Origin of the sequence: Xanthobacter sp. 91, from assembly GCF_000702385.1 — a bacterium.
GTDB lineage: Bacteria > Pseudomonadota > Alphaproteobacteria > Rhizobiales > Xanthobacteraceae > Xanthobacter > Xanthobacter aminoxidans.
Window position 1 is genome coordinate 964,688 of the sequence record NZ_JNIB01000001.1, and the last position, 16,488, is coordinate 981,175.

The 16,488-nt window shown below is 68.3% G+C and carries 17 protein-coding genes and 1 pseudogene; 2 read left to right on the forward strand and 16 right to left on the reverse strand.

Annotated features, from left to right (window positions below):
- Positions 1 to 8: 8 nt before the first annotated feature.
- The 6 genes and pseudogenes from A37E_RS0104695 to A37E_RS0104720 form a co-directional block, all read right to left on the reverse strand.
- Positions 9 to 1,433, reverse strand: coding sequence for an FAD-linked oxidase C-terminal domain-containing protein (locus A37E_RS0104695; RefSeq protein WP_245279271.1), 1,425 nt, complete (start codon positions 1,431 to 1,433; stop codon positions 9 to 11).
- Positions 1,434 to 1,490: 57 nt separating this feature from the next.
- Positions 1,491 to 2,372 carry an intradiol ring-cleavage dioxygenase gene (locus A37E_RS0104700; RefSeq protein WP_029555547.1) on the reverse strand — a complete coding sequence of 294 codons (882 nt, stop codon included), beginning with the start codon at positions 2,370 to 2,372 and terminating at the stop codon, positions 1,491 to 1,493.
- On the reverse strand, positions 2,369 to 3,286 hold the full coding sequence (locus tag A37E_RS0104705) for an NAD(P)-dependent oxidoreductase (protein WP_029555548.1): 918 nt from the start codon (positions 3,284 to 3,286) through the stop codon (positions 2,369 to 2,371). The genes A37E_RS0104700 and A37E_RS0104705 overlap by 4 nt, the downstream gene beginning before the upstream one ends.
- Before the next feature lie 10 nt (positions 3,287 to 3,296).
- The gene (locus A37E_RS0104710) at positions 3,297 to 4,661 is read right to left on the reverse strand and encodes an amidohydrolase family protein (protein WP_029555549.1); all 1,365 of its coding nucleotides are present in this window, start codon (positions 4,659 to 4,661) and stop codon (positions 3,297 to 3,299) included.
- Positions 4,661 to 5,749 carry a maleylacetate reductase gene (locus tag A37E_RS0104715; RefSeq protein WP_029555550.1) on the reverse strand — a complete coding sequence of 363 codons (1,089 nt, stop codon included), beginning with the start codon at positions 5,747 to 5,749 and terminating at the stop codon, positions 4,661 to 4,663. Before A37E_RS0104715 ends, A37E_RS0104710 begins: the two co-directional genes overlap by 1 nt.
- Before the next feature lie 126 nt (positions 5,750 to 5,875).
- Positions 5,876 to 6,187: pseudogene (locus tag A37E_RS0104720) on the reverse strand (Dabb family protein); the annotation flags it as partial.
- Positions 6,188 to 6,293: 106 nt separating this feature from the next.
- Here A37E_RS0104720 and A37E_RS0104725 point away from each other — a divergent pair.
- Together A37E_RS0104725 and A37E_RS0104730 are read left to right on the forward strand one after the other, a co-directional pair.
- On the forward strand, positions 6,294 to 7,208 hold the full coding sequence (locus A37E_RS0104725; protein WP_029555552.1) for a LysR family transcriptional regulator: 915 nt from the start codon (positions 6,294 to 6,296) through the stop codon (positions 7,206 to 7,208).
- Positions 7,209 to 7,283: 75 nt separating this feature from the next.
- Entirely contained in the window at positions 7,284 to 7,598 is a 315-nt protein-coding gene (locus A37E_RS0104730) for a hypothetical protein (RefSeq protein WP_029555553.1), read from the forward strand.
- 18 nt (positions 7,599 to 7,616) lie between these two features.
- Here the strand turns inward: A37E_RS0104730 and A37E_RS0104735 are convergent, their stop codons facing one another.
- The 10 genes from A37E_RS0104735 to A37E_RS0104780 form a co-directional block, all read right to left on the reverse strand.
- Positions 7,617 to 8,021, reverse strand: coding sequence for a carboxymuconolactone decarboxylase family protein (locus tag A37E_RS0104735; RefSeq protein WP_024280651.1), 405 nt, complete (start codon positions 8,019 to 8,021; stop codon positions 7,617 to 7,619).
- Positions 8,022 to 8,065: 44 nt separating this feature from the next.
- Positions 8,066 to 8,827: an ABC transporter permease gene (locus tag A37E_RS0104740; RefSeq protein ID WP_024280652.1), complete on the reverse strand. Its 762-nt coding sequence runs from the start codon at positions 8,825 to 8,827 to the stop codon at positions 8,066 to 8,068.
- A gap of 88 nt (positions 8,828 to 8,915) precedes the next feature.
- The gene (locus tag A37E_RS0104745) at positions 8,916 to 9,788 is read right to left on the reverse strand and encodes an ABC transporter ATP-binding protein (RefSeq protein ID WP_245279272.1); all 873 of its coding nucleotides are present in this window, start codon (positions 9,786 to 9,788) and stop codon (positions 8,916 to 8,918) included.
- Between the two features lie 75 nt (positions 9,789 to 9,863).
- The gene (locus A37E_RS0104750; RefSeq protein WP_038192611.1) at positions 9,864 to 10,910 is read right to left on the reverse strand and encodes an ABC transporter substrate-binding protein; all 1,047 of its coding nucleotides are present in this window, start codon (positions 10,908 to 10,910) and stop codon (positions 9,864 to 9,866) included.
- Between the two features lie 164 nt (positions 10,911 to 11,074).
- A complete protein-coding gene (locus A37E_RS0104755) occupies positions 11,075 to 12,004 on the reverse strand; it encodes an NAD(P)-dependent oxidoreductase (RefSeq protein WP_029555557.1) in 930 nt (309 codons plus the stop codon).
- 25 nt (positions 12,005 to 12,029) lie between these two features.
- A complete protein-coding gene (locus A37E_RS0104760; protein ID WP_051678784.1) occupies positions 12,030 to 12,842 on the reverse strand; it encodes an alpha/beta fold hydrolase in 813 nt (270 codons plus the stop codon).
- A 113-nt stretch (positions 12,843 to 12,955) separates the two neighbouring features.
- Positions 12,956 to 13,738, reverse strand: coding sequence for a GntR family transcriptional regulator (locus A37E_RS0104765; protein ID WP_081837454.1), 783 nt, complete (start codon positions 13,736 to 13,738; stop codon positions 12,956 to 12,958).
- Positions 13,739 to 13,797: 59 nt separating this feature from the next.
- Positions 13,798 to 14,604 (reverse strand): N-acyl homoserine lactonase family protein, encoded by an 807-nt coding sequence (locus A37E_RS0104770; RefSeq protein WP_029555560.1) that lies wholly within the window; start codon positions 14,602 to 14,604, stop codon positions 13,798 to 13,800.
- On the reverse strand, positions 14,601 to 15,641 hold the full coding sequence (locus A37E_RS0104775; protein ID WP_081837455.1) for an NAD(P)-dependent oxidoreductase: 1,041 nt from the start codon (positions 15,639 to 15,641) through the stop codon (positions 14,601 to 14,603). Before A37E_RS0104775 ends, A37E_RS0104770 begins: the two co-directional genes overlap by 4 nt.
- Entirely contained in the window at positions 15,634 to 16,359 is a 726-nt protein-coding gene (locus tag A37E_RS0104780; RefSeq protein ID WP_029555562.1) for an enoyl-CoA hydratase/isomerase family protein, read from the reverse strand. Before A37E_RS0104780 ends, A37E_RS0104775 begins: the two co-directional genes overlap by 8 nt.
- Between the last annotated feature and the right edge of the window lie 129 nt (positions 16,360 to 16,488).

Sequence of the window (16,488 nt, forward strand, 5' to 3'; positions counted from 1 at the left end):
GACCGCCCTCATGGTGCGTCTCCTTGCTGTCTGTCGCGGGGCCGGAAGATCTTGCCCGGATTGAGGATGCCGTCGGGGTCGAGCGCGCCCTTCACGAGGCGCATGACATCCACCGCATCGCCCAGTTCCAGCGGCAGGAAGTCCATCTTGCCGACACCGACGCCGTGCTCGCCGGTGCAGGTGCCCTCCAGCGCGATGGCGCGGCGGGCGAGGCGATCGCAGAAGGCTTTGGCACGGGCCAATTCCTCGGGGCTGGCGGGATCGATCAGCACCAGCAGGTGGAAGTTGCCGTCGCCCACATGGCCGACCACCGGGGCGGTGAGGCCCGTCTGCTCGATATCCGCCGCCGTCTCCACCAGGCATTCGGCGAGGCGCGAGATGGGCACGCAGACATCGGTAATCATCGCCTTCGCGCCGGGGCGCAGCGCGAGGCCGGCATAGAGCGTGTTGTCGCGGGCGTGCCAGAGGCGGCTGCGCTCCTCCGGCGTCGTCGCCCACTGGAAGCCCTCGCCGCCGAACTCGGTCGCCAGCGCCTCGGTGGTCTCCGCCTGCTCGGCCACATAGGCCTTGGAACCGTGGAACTCGAAGAACAGGTGCGGCACCTCGGGCAGGCCGAGCTTGGCGTGCAGGTTCATGCCGCGCATCATCACCGCGTCGAGCAGTTCCACCCGCGCCACCGGCACGCCGGCCTGGATGACGGCGATGGCCGTGTCCACCGCCGCCTTGAGATCAGGAAAAGCGCAGACGGCGGAGGAGATGGCCTCTGGCTGGGGATGCAGCTTCAGCGTCACCTGCGTGATGACGCCGAGCGTGCCCTCGGCCCCCACGAACAGGCGGGTGAGGTCATAGCCGGCGGCGGACTTGCGCGCGCGCTGGGCGGTGCGAATGACGCGGCCGTCGGCCAGTACCACTTCCAGCGCCAGCACATTGTCCTTCATGGTGCCGTAGCGCACCGCCATGGTGCCGGAGGCGCGCGTGGAGGTCATGCCGCCGATGGACGCATCGGCGCCGGGATCGATGGGGAAGAACAGGCCCGTGTCGCGCAGCTGGGCGTTGAGCTGCTTGCGGGTGATGCCGGGCTGGACGGTCACGTCCATGTCCTCGGCGTTCACCTTCAGCACCGCATTCATCCGCCCCATGTCGAGGCAGACGCCGCCATGCAGCGCCGTCGCATTGCCCTCCAGCGAGGTGCCGGCTCCGAACGCGACGACCGGCACCTTCAGCTCACAGCACAGGCGCACGACGGCCTGCACCTCGGCTGTCGTCTCGGGAAACACCACCACGTCCGGCGGGGTCGCCGCGTGGTAGGCCTCGCTGCGGCCGTGGTCGGCGAGCACGCCGGGCGCGCGGGTTGCCCGGTCGCCGACGATCTCCGCGAGCCGCGCCAGCACGCCATCCATGGGATGCGCTGCGATGGGCATATGGGCAGACATGCGTTCCTCCCTTCGCGCGTCCCGTTGGCCGGGCTTGCTGCGCGTCCGTCCGTCCCTTCACGCCGCCTGCGAAGCCGCGGCGGAGACGGGGTTGAGCTTGAAATCGTAGGTCAGCGCGCACCAGGGCTGATCCATCGTCCGGCCGTCCGGCGCGACACCCGATGCGTGGGCGGCAAACTCGCGGATGAGCGAGTCCTTCACGCCGAACACCGCATCGCTGTCGAGATAGGCGTCGCCGGCGACGAACACATGGGTCACGAGCTTCTCGTGTCCGGGCGCCTCGATCATGAAATGCACATGGGCCGGTCGCCACGGATGGCGGCCCTGCGCCTCCAGCATCTTGCCCACCGGCCCGTCGTGCGGGATGGGATAGGCGGCGGGCTTGATGGACCAGAAGGCGAAGCGGCCCGCATCGTCCGTGCGCAGGCGGGCGCGGGCCACAAGGCCGTTGTCCTCATGCTGCACGTCGTAATAGCCGTCCACGTCCGAGTGCCAGACATCGACGATGGCGTTCACCAGCGGCGTGCCGTCGAGGGTCGCCACCGAGCCGGAGACGAACATGGGCTCGCCCTCGAGGTGCCTGGAAATATCGGTGCCGTTCGCCACCTCCGGCGGCTCTTCCACATAGAAGGGGCCGAGCACGGTGCTCTCGGTGACCGCCGTCTGGTGGTCGTGGTTGATGGCGTCCACCAGCATGGAGACACCGAGCGTGTCCGACAGCAGGATGAACTCCTGCCGCGTGCCGGTGCACATGTGGCCGGTGTCGGTGAGGAAGGCGATGCCCTTTTCCCATTCCGCCTGGGTGGGGCGCACCTCACGAACGAAATTGTGCAGGTGGCGGACGAGCGCCTCGCTGATCTCGCGGACACGGGCGTCAGGCGCGTTGGTGACGCGCTCCAGCACCGCCTCGGTGATGGAAAACTGGTCGAAATTCCTCATGCGAGCCTCCCGTCATTCTTGTCGAGATCCGGCTCGCCCAGTCCGGCAAGCCATTCGGCGAGGCGGACCGGTGCGATGAAGTCCGCCTCCCCGTCGCCGCGCCCGATGAGCGCGCCGTAGATCTCCCGCGTGAGCGTGGCGAGGGGCATGGCCATCTCGGCGGCATGGCCGGCCCCGACGATGAGGTCGAGGTCCTTGGCCATCTGCCGGCAGGAGAAAGTGGAATTGAAGTCGCGCGTCTCAAGGCTCTTGGCCTTGTAGTGGACCATGGGCGAGCCCACCGCGCTGTTGGTGAGCACGTCGAGGATATCCTGCCAGGCGAGATTGCCCTTGCGGGCGAGCACGATGCTCTCGCCCATCATGGCCGCCGAGACGGCGATCATCAGGTTCACGGAGAGCTTGGCGTAGCGCGCCTCCTCCTGTGTGCCGAGATACTTCTGGGCCCGGGTGAAGTCCTGCGCCACCGGCAGGAAGGTGTCGAAGGCGGCGCGCGGGCCGGAGACGAAGCAGGTGAGGTTGCCGGTGTGGGCGATGGCGGCATTGCCGGACACCGGCGCGCGCAGATAGAGGATGCCCGCCCGCTCAGCCGCGGCGCCCAGCTCGACCGAGATGCCGGGGCTCACGGTGGAGGTCTCCACCAGGATCGCGCCCTTGCGCATGGCGGAGAGCAGCGGCCCGTCCAGCGCCACGGCGCGAAGCGCCTTGTCGTCGGGCAGCGAGGTGAAGACGATATCGCGGCCAGCCGCATCCGCCAGCGTCGCAGCGGGGGTGACGCCGCCGGCGGCGGCCTCGGCGATCCGCTCCTGGTCCCGGTCGAAGCCGGCGATGTCACGGCCGGCGCCGGCGAGGCGGGTGGAGATGGGCAGGCCCATCTTGCCGAGCCCGATCCAGCCGAGGGTCAAAGTGTCAGCCATCATCCTCTCCTCACGCCGCCTTTTTGCCGAGGCCGAGCTCATCGACGATGCGCGCGCCCGAGGCGGTGAGCCGGGCGAGCTTCTCGTCGATGCCGGTGGCGAGCAGCGTCTTGTTCTTCTTCATGAAACGACCGGCGATCATCACCGCTTCCACGTCGCCCCGCCCGGCCTGCATCACCACCGTGGCCACGGGATCATGCACCGGCTGGAGGTGCAGCGCGCGGGCGTCGATCAGCACGAGGTCGGCCTGCTTGCCGGGGGCGAGGGAGCCGATGCGATGGTTGAGCCCGAGCATCCGCGCGCCCTCGATGGTGATCCATTCCAGCGCCTGCCGCACGCGAACGGTGGAGGTAGGCGGAATGGCGCCGGTCTCGCGGCGGCTGTCCGTATTGTCCAGCACCCGCTGCATGCCCAGCGCGATGCGCGCGACGCCCATCATGTCGCCGGCCAGCACGCTTTCCAGATCCACCCCGAGGGAGGGCGCCGCGCCGCGCTTCAGCAGGCGGCCGGTGACAGGGAAGCCGTGGCCCTGCGTCATCTCGTTTTCCGGCGTCACGGTGAAGGAGGCGCCGAGGTCCACGAGGCGGGAGAAGAGTTCGTCGGAGAGATCGTTGCCGTGGACGACGTTGATGGCCGGGCCGACCAGCCCCTCGGCGATCAGCGTCTCCCAGCCGCCCGGCGTCTTCGCCGCGCCGCCACCCTGATGCATGGAGGCGACGAGGCCGAACTCGCGGGCGAGCCGGAAATCGGCGCGGGCGACCTCCATGGTGGAATAATGCGGGCCCAGGATGGCGAGGCCCAGCGTCAGCAGCCCATCCGTGCCGGCGAACGGTCCCCGCCGCAGGCGCTCGATCTCGGCGCGCGGGTGCGGCACTTCGGAGAAATGCGGCTCGCCGGGCTTCGGATCGGGCTTGGGCGAACCGTGGAAGAAGGCGGCGCGAATGCCGCTCTCCGCGAGCGCGTCCACCGCCGCGTCCGTGTGGTCCGGCGTGGGGTTGTTGTGGCACCAGTCCACCAGCGTGGTGGTGCCGGCGTCGATCTGCCCGAGCGCGCCCACCAGCGTCGCGATGCCGATGTCGTCGGGGCGAAAACGCGTCGCGAGGCCGGCGTGCACCCAGCGGAAATATTCCAGCAGCGTCCAGTCGGCGGCGAGGCTCCTGAGGCCCGTCTGCCAGGTGTGCATATGAGCGTTGACGAAGCCGGGCACGCAGATGCGCCCTGCCCCATCCACCCGCTCCGCATCCGCCGCCGCAATCTCAGGCCCGATGGCGGCGATGCGGCCGTCCTCGATCAGGATGTCGCCCTTCGGCAGATCGCCGATGGCGGGCTCCATCGACAGGATGGTGGCGCCGGATATGAGGATGCGGGCGCCCATCAGGCCGCCTCCTCCGCCGGCGCCGCCGCCACCGGCCGCTCGCCGGAATAGGCGCGGGCGATGAGGTCGCGGATGCCGTCGCGCGTCACCGGGCGCGGGTTCCAGTAGGGGTTCTCCACCGCGATGTCGGCGGCAGTCTCGATGCCGTCCGCCGGCATGCCGATGTCCGAGAGCGCGCGCGGCACGCCCAGCGCCCGCACCAGATCGAACAGCCCCTGCGCCGCATCCGGCGCACCGAGCGCACGGGTGATGGCGGCCATGGCCTCCGGCGCGGCGGGGGCGTTGTAGGCCACCGCGTGGGGGAGAACGATGGTGTGCGTCTCCGCGTGCGGCAGGTTGAAGGTGCCGCCCAGCGTGTGGCAGAGCTTGTGGTGCAGCGCCATGCCCACCGCGCCGAGGCAGCAGCCGCACAGCCACGCGCCGTAGAGCGCCATGGTGCGGGCCTCGATGTTCGCCGGCTCGTGGATGAGGATGGGCAGCGCGGAGGAGAGGGTGCGGATGCCGTCCTCCGCCATCAGCGAGATCACCGGATTGCGATCACGGGCGTAGAGCGCCTCCACCGCATGGGCGATGGCGTTGACGCCGGAGGTGGCGGAAAGGCCGGCCGGCAGGGTCAGCGTGAGGTCCACGTCGTAGATGACCGCCTCGGGCAGCACGTCGAGGGAGCGGATGGTGGTCTTCCGCCCGTCCTGCGTCTCGCCGAGGATGGGCGTCATCTCCGAACCGGCATAGGTGGTGGGGATGACCAGCTGCGGCACGCCGGTGCGCAGGGCCAGTGCCTTGCCGAGGCCCGTGGTGGAGCCGCCGCCCAGCGCTACGACACAATCCGCATCAGCCGCCTTCAGGGCGTCGAGCGCCTTGTCCGTCACCTCCACCGGCGTGTGCATGGTGGCGCCGGGGAAGACCCCCGCGCAGTTTTCGCCGATGAGCTTGCCGATGCGCTCACCCTCCCCCGCCTGCTGCGGCGTGGTGAGCACCAGCGCCCGCCGCGCGCCGAGCCGCGCCACCTCGGCGCCGACCTCGGCGACGGCGCCGCGGCCGAAGCGGACGCGGATGGGCAGGGCCTCGTAGGTGAAGGTCTCGATCATGGTTCAGATCCGTTCGCGACGCACCGGAGGCGCGCCCTGAGGTCACTCGCCCGCAAGGAGGGCGCCGCGGGGATGCGGGATCGGGGCAGCAGCGGGATGACGGGTCTCGATGGCGCCGAACGCGGCGTCCTCGACCACATAGTCCACCTGAAAGCGCGCGATGCGCAGGTCCGCCAGTTCCTGGCGCACACGCAGATGCTCGGGATGGGAGGCGTAGGCGGCGAGATCGGCGGCGGTGGCGAATTCGGACACCAGCACCACGTCGCAGGCATAATCGACATCGGAAATGTCGAGGCCGATCTCGACGCGGGTCATGCCGGCGACGCGGCCGCGCAGGCCCTCGAATGCGGCCTTGACCTTCTGCCGGGCGGCAGCGCGCTCCTCGCGCGTCTCTCCGCTCACGCGCCACATCACGATGTGGCGGATGGGTCCCATCATTGGCGTTTCCTCGACCTATTGGTCTTTCGTTGGATGTGAGTTTTGACTTGCGCGCAGCGGAAATAAACGGGATTTTCCGGAACGGTCTTTTGCGCAAAGTGGAAATATGGATCGCCTGACCCAGATCGAGGTGTTCGTGAAGACCGCCGAGCTGCGCAGCCTCTCGCGGGCGGCGGAGGCGCTGGGCATGTCCAACGCGGCGGTCAGCCGGCATCTCGCGGCGCTGGAGGAGCGCCTCGCCGCACGCCTCGTGGAGCGCAACACCCGCCGCCTCTGGCTGACAGAGGCGGGGCAGGAATTCTACCAGCGCAGCGGCACGCTCCTCACAGAGCTGGCGGAGGCCGAAGAGGCGGTGAACGAGCACACCCTCGCCCCGCAGGGCCTGCTGCGGGTGACGAGCTCGCTCTCCTTCGCCACCATCTATCTCGCGCCCATGCTGCCGGAATTCCGCAAGCTCTATCCCAAGCTCAACGTGCATATCGCGGTCGCCAACCGCTACCTCGACTTCATCGAGGCGGGCATCGACGTCGCCATCCGCACCCGCCTGCACGAGCCGGACACCAACATCATCGTGCGCCGCCTCGGCCGGATGCGGCGCGTGCTGGCCGCCTCACCAGCTTATCTGGAGGAGCACGGCCGCCCGCGCGAGCCGGCCGACCTCACGCGGCACGACATGCTGGTCTACAATCTTGCGCAGGACCCGTTCTCCCTGCGCCTCACCAAGGGCGACGCGGAGCGCACCGTGCGCATCACCGGCGCGCTGGACTGCAACGACGGGCAGGTGATCCGGCAGGCGGCCCTGTCGGGCCTCGGCATCCTTATCCAGCCGCTCTACATCGTGCAGGACGACCTCGCCTCCGGGCGCCTCGTGGCGGTGATGCAGGATTGGCAATTGCCCACGCTGACCATGAACATCGCCTACCAGAACCGCGAGCGTCTGCCGGCGAAGATCCGCGTGTTCACCGACTATCTCGTCAATTACGTGCGGCAGGTTTCGAGCAGCGGCATCTGGTCGGCGTGATCCGGCGCGTGTTGCCGGGGCGCGGGGTTTCGCCATGATGGGGTGATCCGACACCCCTTGCCTTCCGGGCGGCCCATGCAGCACATCCTCGGTGCCTTTTCAGCCCTCGATCCGCTCATTGCGCTGGGGGTGTTCATCGCCACGGCCGCCACCGACGCCTGCTACGTGGCCTTCACCTCGGCCGTGGTGGCGCGCCGACGCCTCTCGGCGGCCAACTGGTCGAGCGTCTGGTACATGCTCTCCTCGTTCGCCGTCATCAGCTACACGGAGAACTGGGTCTATGTGGTGTTCGCGGCAGCGGGCTCGTGGGTCGGCGCCTTCCTGTCGCTGACCCTGCTGCATCGCCCCGGCGGGAAGGTGGCGCCTGTCGGCTCCTCCCCGCCGGACTAGCGATTGCGGCCGCGATCCTCAGCCGGCCGCGGCGGCGTCGACCTCGCGGAACACCTCCTGCGCGATGCGCGAGGTCTCCAGCGCCACCGGGACGCCGCAATAGATCGCGATCTGGAGCACCACTTCGCGGATCTCGTCGCGGGTGACGCCGTTGGTCAGCGCCCCCTTGACGTGAAGCTTCAGCTCGTGCGGACGATTCAGCGCCGACAGCATGACGATGTTGAGCATGCTGCGCGTCTTGCGCTCCAGCCCCGGCCGGCCCCAGATCGCGCCCCAGCAATATTCGGTGACCAGTTCCTGCAGGGGGCGGGCGAACTCGTCCACATTGGCCATGGAGCGCTCCACATGGGCGGCGCCCAGCACCGCCTTGCGGATCTCCATGCCCTTGTGCAGCAGGCTGGCGGCTTCGGTCGTTTCGGTCATCTGACTGTTCCTGGATGAATGGGCGTGACGTGAAGGGGGGCAGGTCAGGATTTGGGCTTGCCGACGATGAGGCGCTTCTCGACGAGGGTCACGGCAAGGTCGAGCACCAGCGCGAAGACGGTGAGGACGATGATGCCGGCGAAGACGGCATTCACATCGAACGTCGCCTCCGCCTGGAGGATCAGGTAGCCGACGCCCCGGGCCGAGCCGAGATATTCGCCCACCACCGCGCCGACGAAGGCCATGCCCACCGACATGTGCAGGCTGGAGAACACCCAGCTCAATGCCGAGGGGATATAGACCGTGGTGAGGAGCTGGCGCCGGTTCGCGCCCAGCATCCGCGAATTGGCGAGGATGACCGGGTTCACCTCTCTTACGCCCTGGAAGACGTTGAAGAAGACGACGAAGAACACCAGCGTCACGCCCAGCGCCACCTTGGAGCCGATGCCGAGGCCGAACCAGACGATGAAGATGGGGCCGAGGATGACCCGCGGCATGGCGTTGAGCGCCTTGATGTAAGGATCGAACAGGGCTGCCGTGAGCGGCGAGAGGCCAAGCCACAGGCCGATGCCGATGCCCGACGCCACGCCGAGCAGGAAGGCGAGCAGCGTTTCGATCAGCGTGGTCGCGAGATGGACGAAGATCTCGCCCGTCACGAACCAGCTGACGATCTGCTGGAACACCAGCACCGGATCGCCGAAGAAGAAGACCGGCAGGGCCTTGGATCGCACCAGCGCATACCAGGCGATGATGAGGGCCGCGAACAGCGCCGCCTGGAGCGCGGTGAGGACGATGGGACCCGGCATCGCGCGCCGGCGGGACCGTCGTTGCGGGCGGGCGGCGGGGCGGCCGGGAGCAGTGCGGCCGGAGGCGCTGGGATCGGCGATCACGGCGTCAGTCCGCAAGTTTGCGCTGATTTCGCTCATAGGCTTTCAGGACCTCTTCCTTCATGGCGTCCCAGATCTGGTGGTAGAGCTCGACGAAGCGCGGCGTCATGCGGATCTCGGCGACGTCGCGCGGCCGCGGCAGGTCGATGCGGAACTCGGCGATGGGGTGCGTGGAGGGGCCGGCGGACAGGATGATGACCCGGTCCGACAGGGAGATCGCCTCTTCCAGGTCATGGGTGATGAACAGCACCGACTTGCGATAGGTGGTCCAGAGCTGGAGCAGCTCGTTCTCCATCAGCACGCGCGTCTGCACGTCCAGTGCGCTGAACGGTTCGTCCATGAGCACGATCTTGGGATCGCGAATGAGCGTCTGCGCCAGCGCGACGCGCTTGCGCATGCCGCCGGACATTTCGTGCGGGAAGCGCTCGCCATGTCCGGAAAGCCCGACGCGGGCGAGCCACTCGTTGCCGAGCCGCTCGGCCGCCTTGCGCTCCGTCCCCGCATATTCGAGGCCGGTGATGACGTTTGACAGCGCGGTTCGCCACGGCATCAGCGCGTCCGCCTGGAAGAGATAGCCGGCATCCGCATTGATGCCCTCCAGCGACCGGCCATAGACGCAGATGTCGCCCTCGGAGGGTTCGAGCAGACCCGCGGCGACATTCAGCAGGGTGGACTTGCCGCAGCCGGTGGGACCGACGATGGAAACGAACTCGCCATCCCCCACATGAAGGCTGGCGTCGTTCACCGCCGTATAGGCACCGAAGCGCACTGAGACGTGGTCGAACAGGAGGGCCGGCGGCGGGCCGGCGTGAGCGGAGAGGTCACCGACGGGCGCTGGCATGCGGACGGGGCCGGCTTCCGGTTGAAGGCCGAAGGTCATGAAACGTCTCCCTGAGGGCGCGGGAACTGGGGGGGCGCGGGACGGAGGGGCCAGCAACGGCCCCTCGGCGACACGTCAGTGCTTCGCGGCCGGGCCGTATTTCTTCAGCGCACGTTCCACGAGGCTGTTGTCATAGGTGCGCGGGATGTCGAGGCTGGCCGACTTCAGCGCCGGCTCCATCACCGAGATGGTGGCGAGCACGTTCTTCGCCGCCTCCGGCGTCACGATGCCGTCCCACTGGAAGGCGGAAAGGTTCTGCTGCAGCGATTTGCGGTAGAGCGCTTCGTCGGCCTTGTAATATTCGGCCGGAACTGAGGCGATGATGTCGTCGATGCTCGCGGTCTTCAGCCATTGCATGGCCCGGACCAGGGCATTGGACACGGCCTGCGACGTGTTCGGATTGGCCTTGATGAAGTCGGTGCGGGCGTAGAGGCAATCGGCGAGGTAAGGGCCGCCGAAGGCGATCTGCGAGCCTTCCGCATTCCGGCCGTCCACCAGCACCACAACTTCCTTCGCATCGGTGAGCGAGGTGATGGCGGGATCCAGATTGACGATGGCATCAAGCTCGGTGCCAGAGCGGATGGCGGCGACCGCGCTCGGGCCGGTGCCGATGGAGATGAAGCTCGCATCCTTCCAGTTCACGCCGGCCCGCTCCAGCAGCTGGGCGACGAAATTCTGCGTGGAGGCGCCCGGCGCCGAGATGCCAATCTTCTTGCCTTTGAGATCCTTGACGCCCTTGATGCTGTCCGCCTTCGTCGCGCGCACGGCGAGTACATTGCCTGGATAGCGACCGAAGACGGTGATGCAGGTGAGATCCTGCCCCTTGGACTGCAGGCGGAGCATGTGCTCGTACGCCCCTTCGCCGATGTCGGCGCCGCCGGCGACCACGGCCTGGAGGGCTGCGGTGCCCGAGCTGAAGGCCGTGGAATCCACCGTAAGGCCTTCGTCCTCGAAGTATTTCTTATTCAGCGCGACGAAATACGCGATCTTGTTCATCTGGCTGATGGAACCGCCGACCGCGATCGAGATCTTCGGCTTCTCGAGGCCGGCGGCTCCAGCCGCTCCCGGCAGGAGGGCGAGGCCCATCCATCCGGCGGCGATGATGCTTCTGACGATGGACATTAGCTTCCTCCACGGATGCGACATTTGCTTGGCGGCGTCGCTTGAGGGGCGCTTGGCGCCCTCTTCATTTTCTGACTTATTGTATGACAATATGGCCAATGAGATGGATGTCAACCATGTCCGACTGACTTTCCGTCATCCGGCCCTCCCGCAGAAAGTCGCCGCTACTTTCCCCTGCTCAAAATCCCGTCCAGCGTCTCGCGGTCGACCTTGATCGCGACACCGGCGCGCTCTTCCTGCACCAGCATGGCGACGCGGGAATCCCTCTTTCCCCAGCCCCGGTTACGGGCTTCCGTCATGTCGGCCAGCGTCATCTCGGTGAACCGTGCCGGGACGCCGACCTCCTGCGCGAGGGCCGCGGCCAGCGACACGTCCTTGAACGCGAGATCGAGGGCGAAGGACACCTCGTCGAAGGCCGCCGGCAGGAACTGGTCGGCGAGACGGTCCACCACATTCTGGCGCCCGAGCGATCCTTCCCGGATCGCGGCGAACAGGGTGGCGGGGTCCACACCCGCCTTGACGCCGATGGTGATGACCTCCGCCAGAACCATCTGGATGCCGTAGTTCGCGCTGTTGTGGACCAGCTTCGCCGTGGTGGCCGCGCCGAGCGCGCCGAGAAACATCACCCGGTCGCCCAGCAGGTCGAGATGTGGCCGGCAGGCCTCGAAAGCATCCTCGCTGCCGCTCACCCAGATGGCCAGCCGGCGCGTGCGCGCGCCCTTGGGGCCGCCGCTCACCGGCGCGTCCAGCAGGGCGACGCCACGGGCCGCGAGGCGCTCGCCCAGGGCACGCACCGCTGCCGGCGCGCTGGTAGTCATGTCGATGAGCGTCGCGCCGGCCGAGAGCCCCTCGGCGAGGCCGTCGTTGCCGAACACCACCGCCTCGACCTCGGCCGGACCGGGCAGCATGGTGAAGATCACGCGTGCCCTTGCCGCGACATCGCGCGGCGTCGGCACCCAGAGCGCACCCAGCGCCTCGAAGGGTGCCGCGGCCTCGCGCCGGCGCGTATGGATGACGAGTTCCTGGCCGGCTTCGAGGAGCCGCGTCGCCAGCGGAGCGCCCATGGCGCCGAGGCCGATGAAACCGATGGGCACGGGCATCACCTCCTGTTGCGCGGTGTCAGAGAGCGTTGAGGAAGGCGAGAAGCCGCCGGTTCACCTCGTCCGGGGCTTCCAGCGGCGCCATGTGCGAGGCGTCGGGAATGATCTCCAACCGCGCGCCGGGGATGCCGCGCGCGATGCCCTCGGATGCCGCGACGGGCGTCGTCGGGTCCTGCTCGCCCACCATCACAAGTGTTGGCTTCGCGATTTCGCCGAGGCGCGGCGCGACGTCGAGGGTCGATATCATGTCCCACATGGCGGCATGAACATGGGGATCGGCCGCGCGCAAGGTCTTCGCGACCCGGTCGAGCACGTCGGGCCGCCGGGCGGCGAAGCCGGGCGTGAACCAGCGCCCCAGCGTTGGCGCGACGATCGCCTCCATGCCGCCCGCCCGCACCTGCGCCGCACGCCCGCGCACGGCCGTCCGCCCCGCATCGGCAAAGGTGCTGACCGTGTCCATGAGGCACAGCGCGCGGACTAGATCGGGGCGCGCGAGCGCCAGCGTCTGGGCGATCATGCCGCCAACGGACAGCCCCACCACGCAGGCCGGCCCCGCCCCTGCCGTTTCGATGACCCCGGCGAGATCGGCGGCTGCATCGTCGAACCCCAAGGGCAGGCGAGGCGCGGGCGAGGCGCCGTGGCCGGCAAGGTCGTAGGCGATCACGTCGAAGCTTTCGGCGAGCGCGCCGATCTGCCGGTCCCAATAGGTGAGGTCGAGCGCGACGGCGTGGATGAGCACCACCAGCGGGGCACCGCGGCGTCCGGCGCGCACCTGGTGAAGCGCCGGGGTGGTCCCCGAAAGCGGCGGACTTGACGGATCGGTATGGGGCATCACGCAAGCTCCTTCGGCGGCCCACGCTGGGCGTGCGCCATCAATCGCGCGCTCAAGGCGGCTGCACGGGTGTTTTCAACGGAACAGGCGCGGCCACCGCGCCTGAAAGCGGACTACATGCGGGCGAGGCGCGGCTCGCCCACCGCCGGAGCGGCGGCCCCCTTGTCCCTGGCGGATGCGTCCTTCGTGACCCGCTTGCGGACCGGGCGATCGCGCTCCGCCTCCTTGGCGGTGAGCACCGCATCGGCGATGGCGGCGGCGTTCATCACATGGCGGCGGCAGGCCTGTCCGGCCGCCTCGGGATCGCGCCGGGCGATGGCCTCCATGATGTCGCCGATCTCACCGAGGCTCTTCGCCAGCCGGCCCGGCTGGGAGAGCGTATGAGCGCGCAGCATGGTGACCCGCCAGTGGATCATGCGCAGCATGTCCTCCAGCATCGGATTGTGTGCGCCGGCCGTGAGCGCGGCATAAAAGGCCGTCTTGACCAGCAACAGATCACTGCCCGGCTTGCCGCGGCTGGCTTTCCTGAAAGCGGCGAAGGCGCTCTCCAGCGCCTTGTGCTCGGCCTCCGTGGCCCGCTCGGCAAAGCAACGCCCGGCCATCTCCTCCAGCGTCGCGCGCAATTCATAGATCGAGCGCGCGTCTTCGGCGGTGTAGATGGCAACGATGGGACCGCGATGGGGGATGATCTGCAGGATGCCTTCCGCGGCGAGTTGGCTCAGGGCCTCCCGCAGCAGGGTTCGGCTCACCTGGAACATCTCGCAGATCTCGCGCTCCACCAGTCGGTCGCCCGGCTGGAAGCGCCCTTCGAGGATGGCGGTGCGCAGGGCCTCGATTACCTGCTTCTTGAGCGATGCCGCCTGGTGCATGGCCGCAAGGCTGGCTGGCGTGGTCATTGCTGGCTTCCTTGGCTCGCGGTCCCGATGGATTCGATGCGCTGTGTCCACTGACGAAATCAGATGACGGGCGGCTCGTCGAGCCGCACGACGATGCCGTCCAGTTCCGGCTTCGGCGGCCGGTAGCGCTTCATCACCAGCGGATCGTGCCCGGGGATGATGTGGTCCGGCGAGGGCGCGGCGGCCTTCAGCCGGTCGAAGCCCTCCAGCATGCATCCCACGTGGAAGGCGGTAACGAACGGGCGCTCGGTGTCCATGTTCTCGTAGAAGTGCGTCACGTCCGACGCCAGCACCACCGGTCCGCGACGGGTGTTGACCCGCACGAACTGGAGCCCGGCGGAATGCCCGGGCGCGGGGTGCAGCGTCACGCCCGGCGCGAGTTCCGCACCGCCGTCATAGAAGTTGACGCGACCGGCATAATTGGCGCGGACCATGCCCACCACATCCTCCACTTCGAAGGAATGGCGCAGGCGGCGGTAGCGCATGTAGCGCCCCACCGCAAAGTGCATCTCCGCCTCCTGCAGGTGGAAGGTCGCGGCGGGAAAGAGGTCGAAATTGCCCACGTGGTCGTAGTGCAGGTGGGTGAGAATCACATCCTGCACGGTCGCGGGATCAAGCCCCACCAGCTTCAACGCCTCGGCCGGGCAGCGCAGGAAATCGCGCTTGCGGCGCGCCGCGACCTCGGCGTTGAAGCCCGTATCCACCACGAAGCTGCGCGCTTCGCCGACAATGGCCCAGACGTAATAGTCAAGCGGCATGGACGCATCGTGGGGATCGCCGCCGATGAAATTGTCCGCCCGTTTCGCATCTCGCGTGGCGTAGCGGATGGCGAAGACCTCGTAGGTGGGGATCGCCTGTGCGCTCATGCCGCCTGCCCCTTCGGGTGAGACCCGCTCGCGCCGGCGAAGGCGCGGTAGCGCTCCGCATAGTCGCGGATGCCCTGTTCCAGCGTGAATTCCGGCGCCCAGCCGAGCACCGCGCGGGCTGCGGAAATGTCGAGGGAGGCGCGCATGCGCGCATTCACCTCCTCCAGGGGCGACAGCGCGTCACCGATCTCGATATCGGCGCCCGGCACGACCTGCCGGACGATCCGCGCCACCTCCGCGGCCGGCGTCGCCTGTCCAGCCGCCACGTTGAAGACGCGCTGGGCGCCCTCGGCCGGGGCCGGAACGGCGAGAGCGCACACGACCGCCCTGGCGCAGTCCGGGACGTAGGTGTAGTCGCGCTTCATAGGCCCGCCAGTCACGAACCGCACGGGCCGGCCCAGCACCGCCCCTTCCACCATGGGCTTGATGAACATCGGCGTGCGCATGCCGAGGCCGTAGACGGCGGTCACGCGCAGCGCCAGCACGTCGAGTGCGTGGAAGGAGGCATAGGCGAGGCCGATGGCCTCGCAGGCCATCTTGGTGGTGCCGTAATGACCGGCGGGGTTGCCCTGAACCACTGAGAAGACCGGGTCCGTCTCCTTCAGCGGCGAGCCGTCGCCGCCATGGTATGCGGCGTTGCTGGACAGGTAGACGAGCCGCGCCATGCCGAGCTGCCGTGCCGCCTCGCACACATTCACCATGCCGGTGATGTTGGTGTGGTAGGTCGCCGCCGGCTGGGCGAGGGAGGTCTCCAGCCCCACGATGCCGGCGCTGTGGACGATGGCCTCGATCCGTTCTGTCCGGCACACGTCCATGAGACGCGCAAGGTCCGTGGTCTGGCCCGTGGCATGGACGACGTCGCCCGCCTCCGTGGCAGCGAGCGTGACGAGGGCTTCGGGCCCCGGCGCGGCCATGTCGTAGCTCACCACACCATGGCCGGCCTGAGCCAGCGCCGCCGCTACATGGCTTCCGAGAAAGCCGGACCCGCCCGTCACCAGCACGCGCATGGGGCTACCTCCCGAACCGGCCTCAGCCATGGGCCTTCTGCGCCCGCTCGGCGAGCAGGACGCTCATGAGTGAGACCGCGTATTCGCTGCGCTGCGGGTCGGAGAGCCCGGCGGCCTCGCGACCGAATTTGCGCAGCAGGGTGATGGACATGGGGTCCTGGGCGGCGACGAAATCGGCGACACGCAGCGCTTCGGCGAGCGCGGCGCCGGGCGGAACCACCGATGTGACGATGCCATAACCCTCTGCGTCCGCAGCGGAAATTTCCCGGCTGGACAGGGACAGCTCGAAGCCCCGTTTGTAGGAGACGAAGCGGAACAGGTAGGACAGCACGATCAGCGGCGGCATGCCGTGGGACATTTCCGGCAAGGCGAAGCGGGCATTCTCGGCCGCGACCACATAGTCCGCCTGGGCCGACATGCCGAAGCCCCAGCCGAGCGCAAGGCCTTCCACTGCAAGGATTGTCGGCACCGGCAAGGCGGCGAAGGCGGCATTCACCTTGAGGATGGCGTTGAGGTCTTCCGCGACGTCTGATGCCCGGGTCAGGCCCTTCTTGCCGACACGGCCGCCGCAGAAGTTGGCGCCCTGCCCGGCGACCACCAGAGCCCGCATACCGGGTTGATTTGCAAGGGTTTTGGCCGCCTCGGCGAGGTCCAGCAGGGCCTCGGTGTCCAGATGGTTCGGCTCGCCTTGTCCCACCAGCGTCAACACGATGACGCCATTGCCTTTTTCCTCGACGCGAACGGCCATTCCCGGGGCTCCCTGCGCGGCCATCTGGCGGGCCGCCTTGTTTTTTCATCGGGAGGGAGTGTGGCACCGCGGCCGAGGAATGTAAACTGATTGTACGACAATAATCTGCACAGACAAACGGACAGCCGG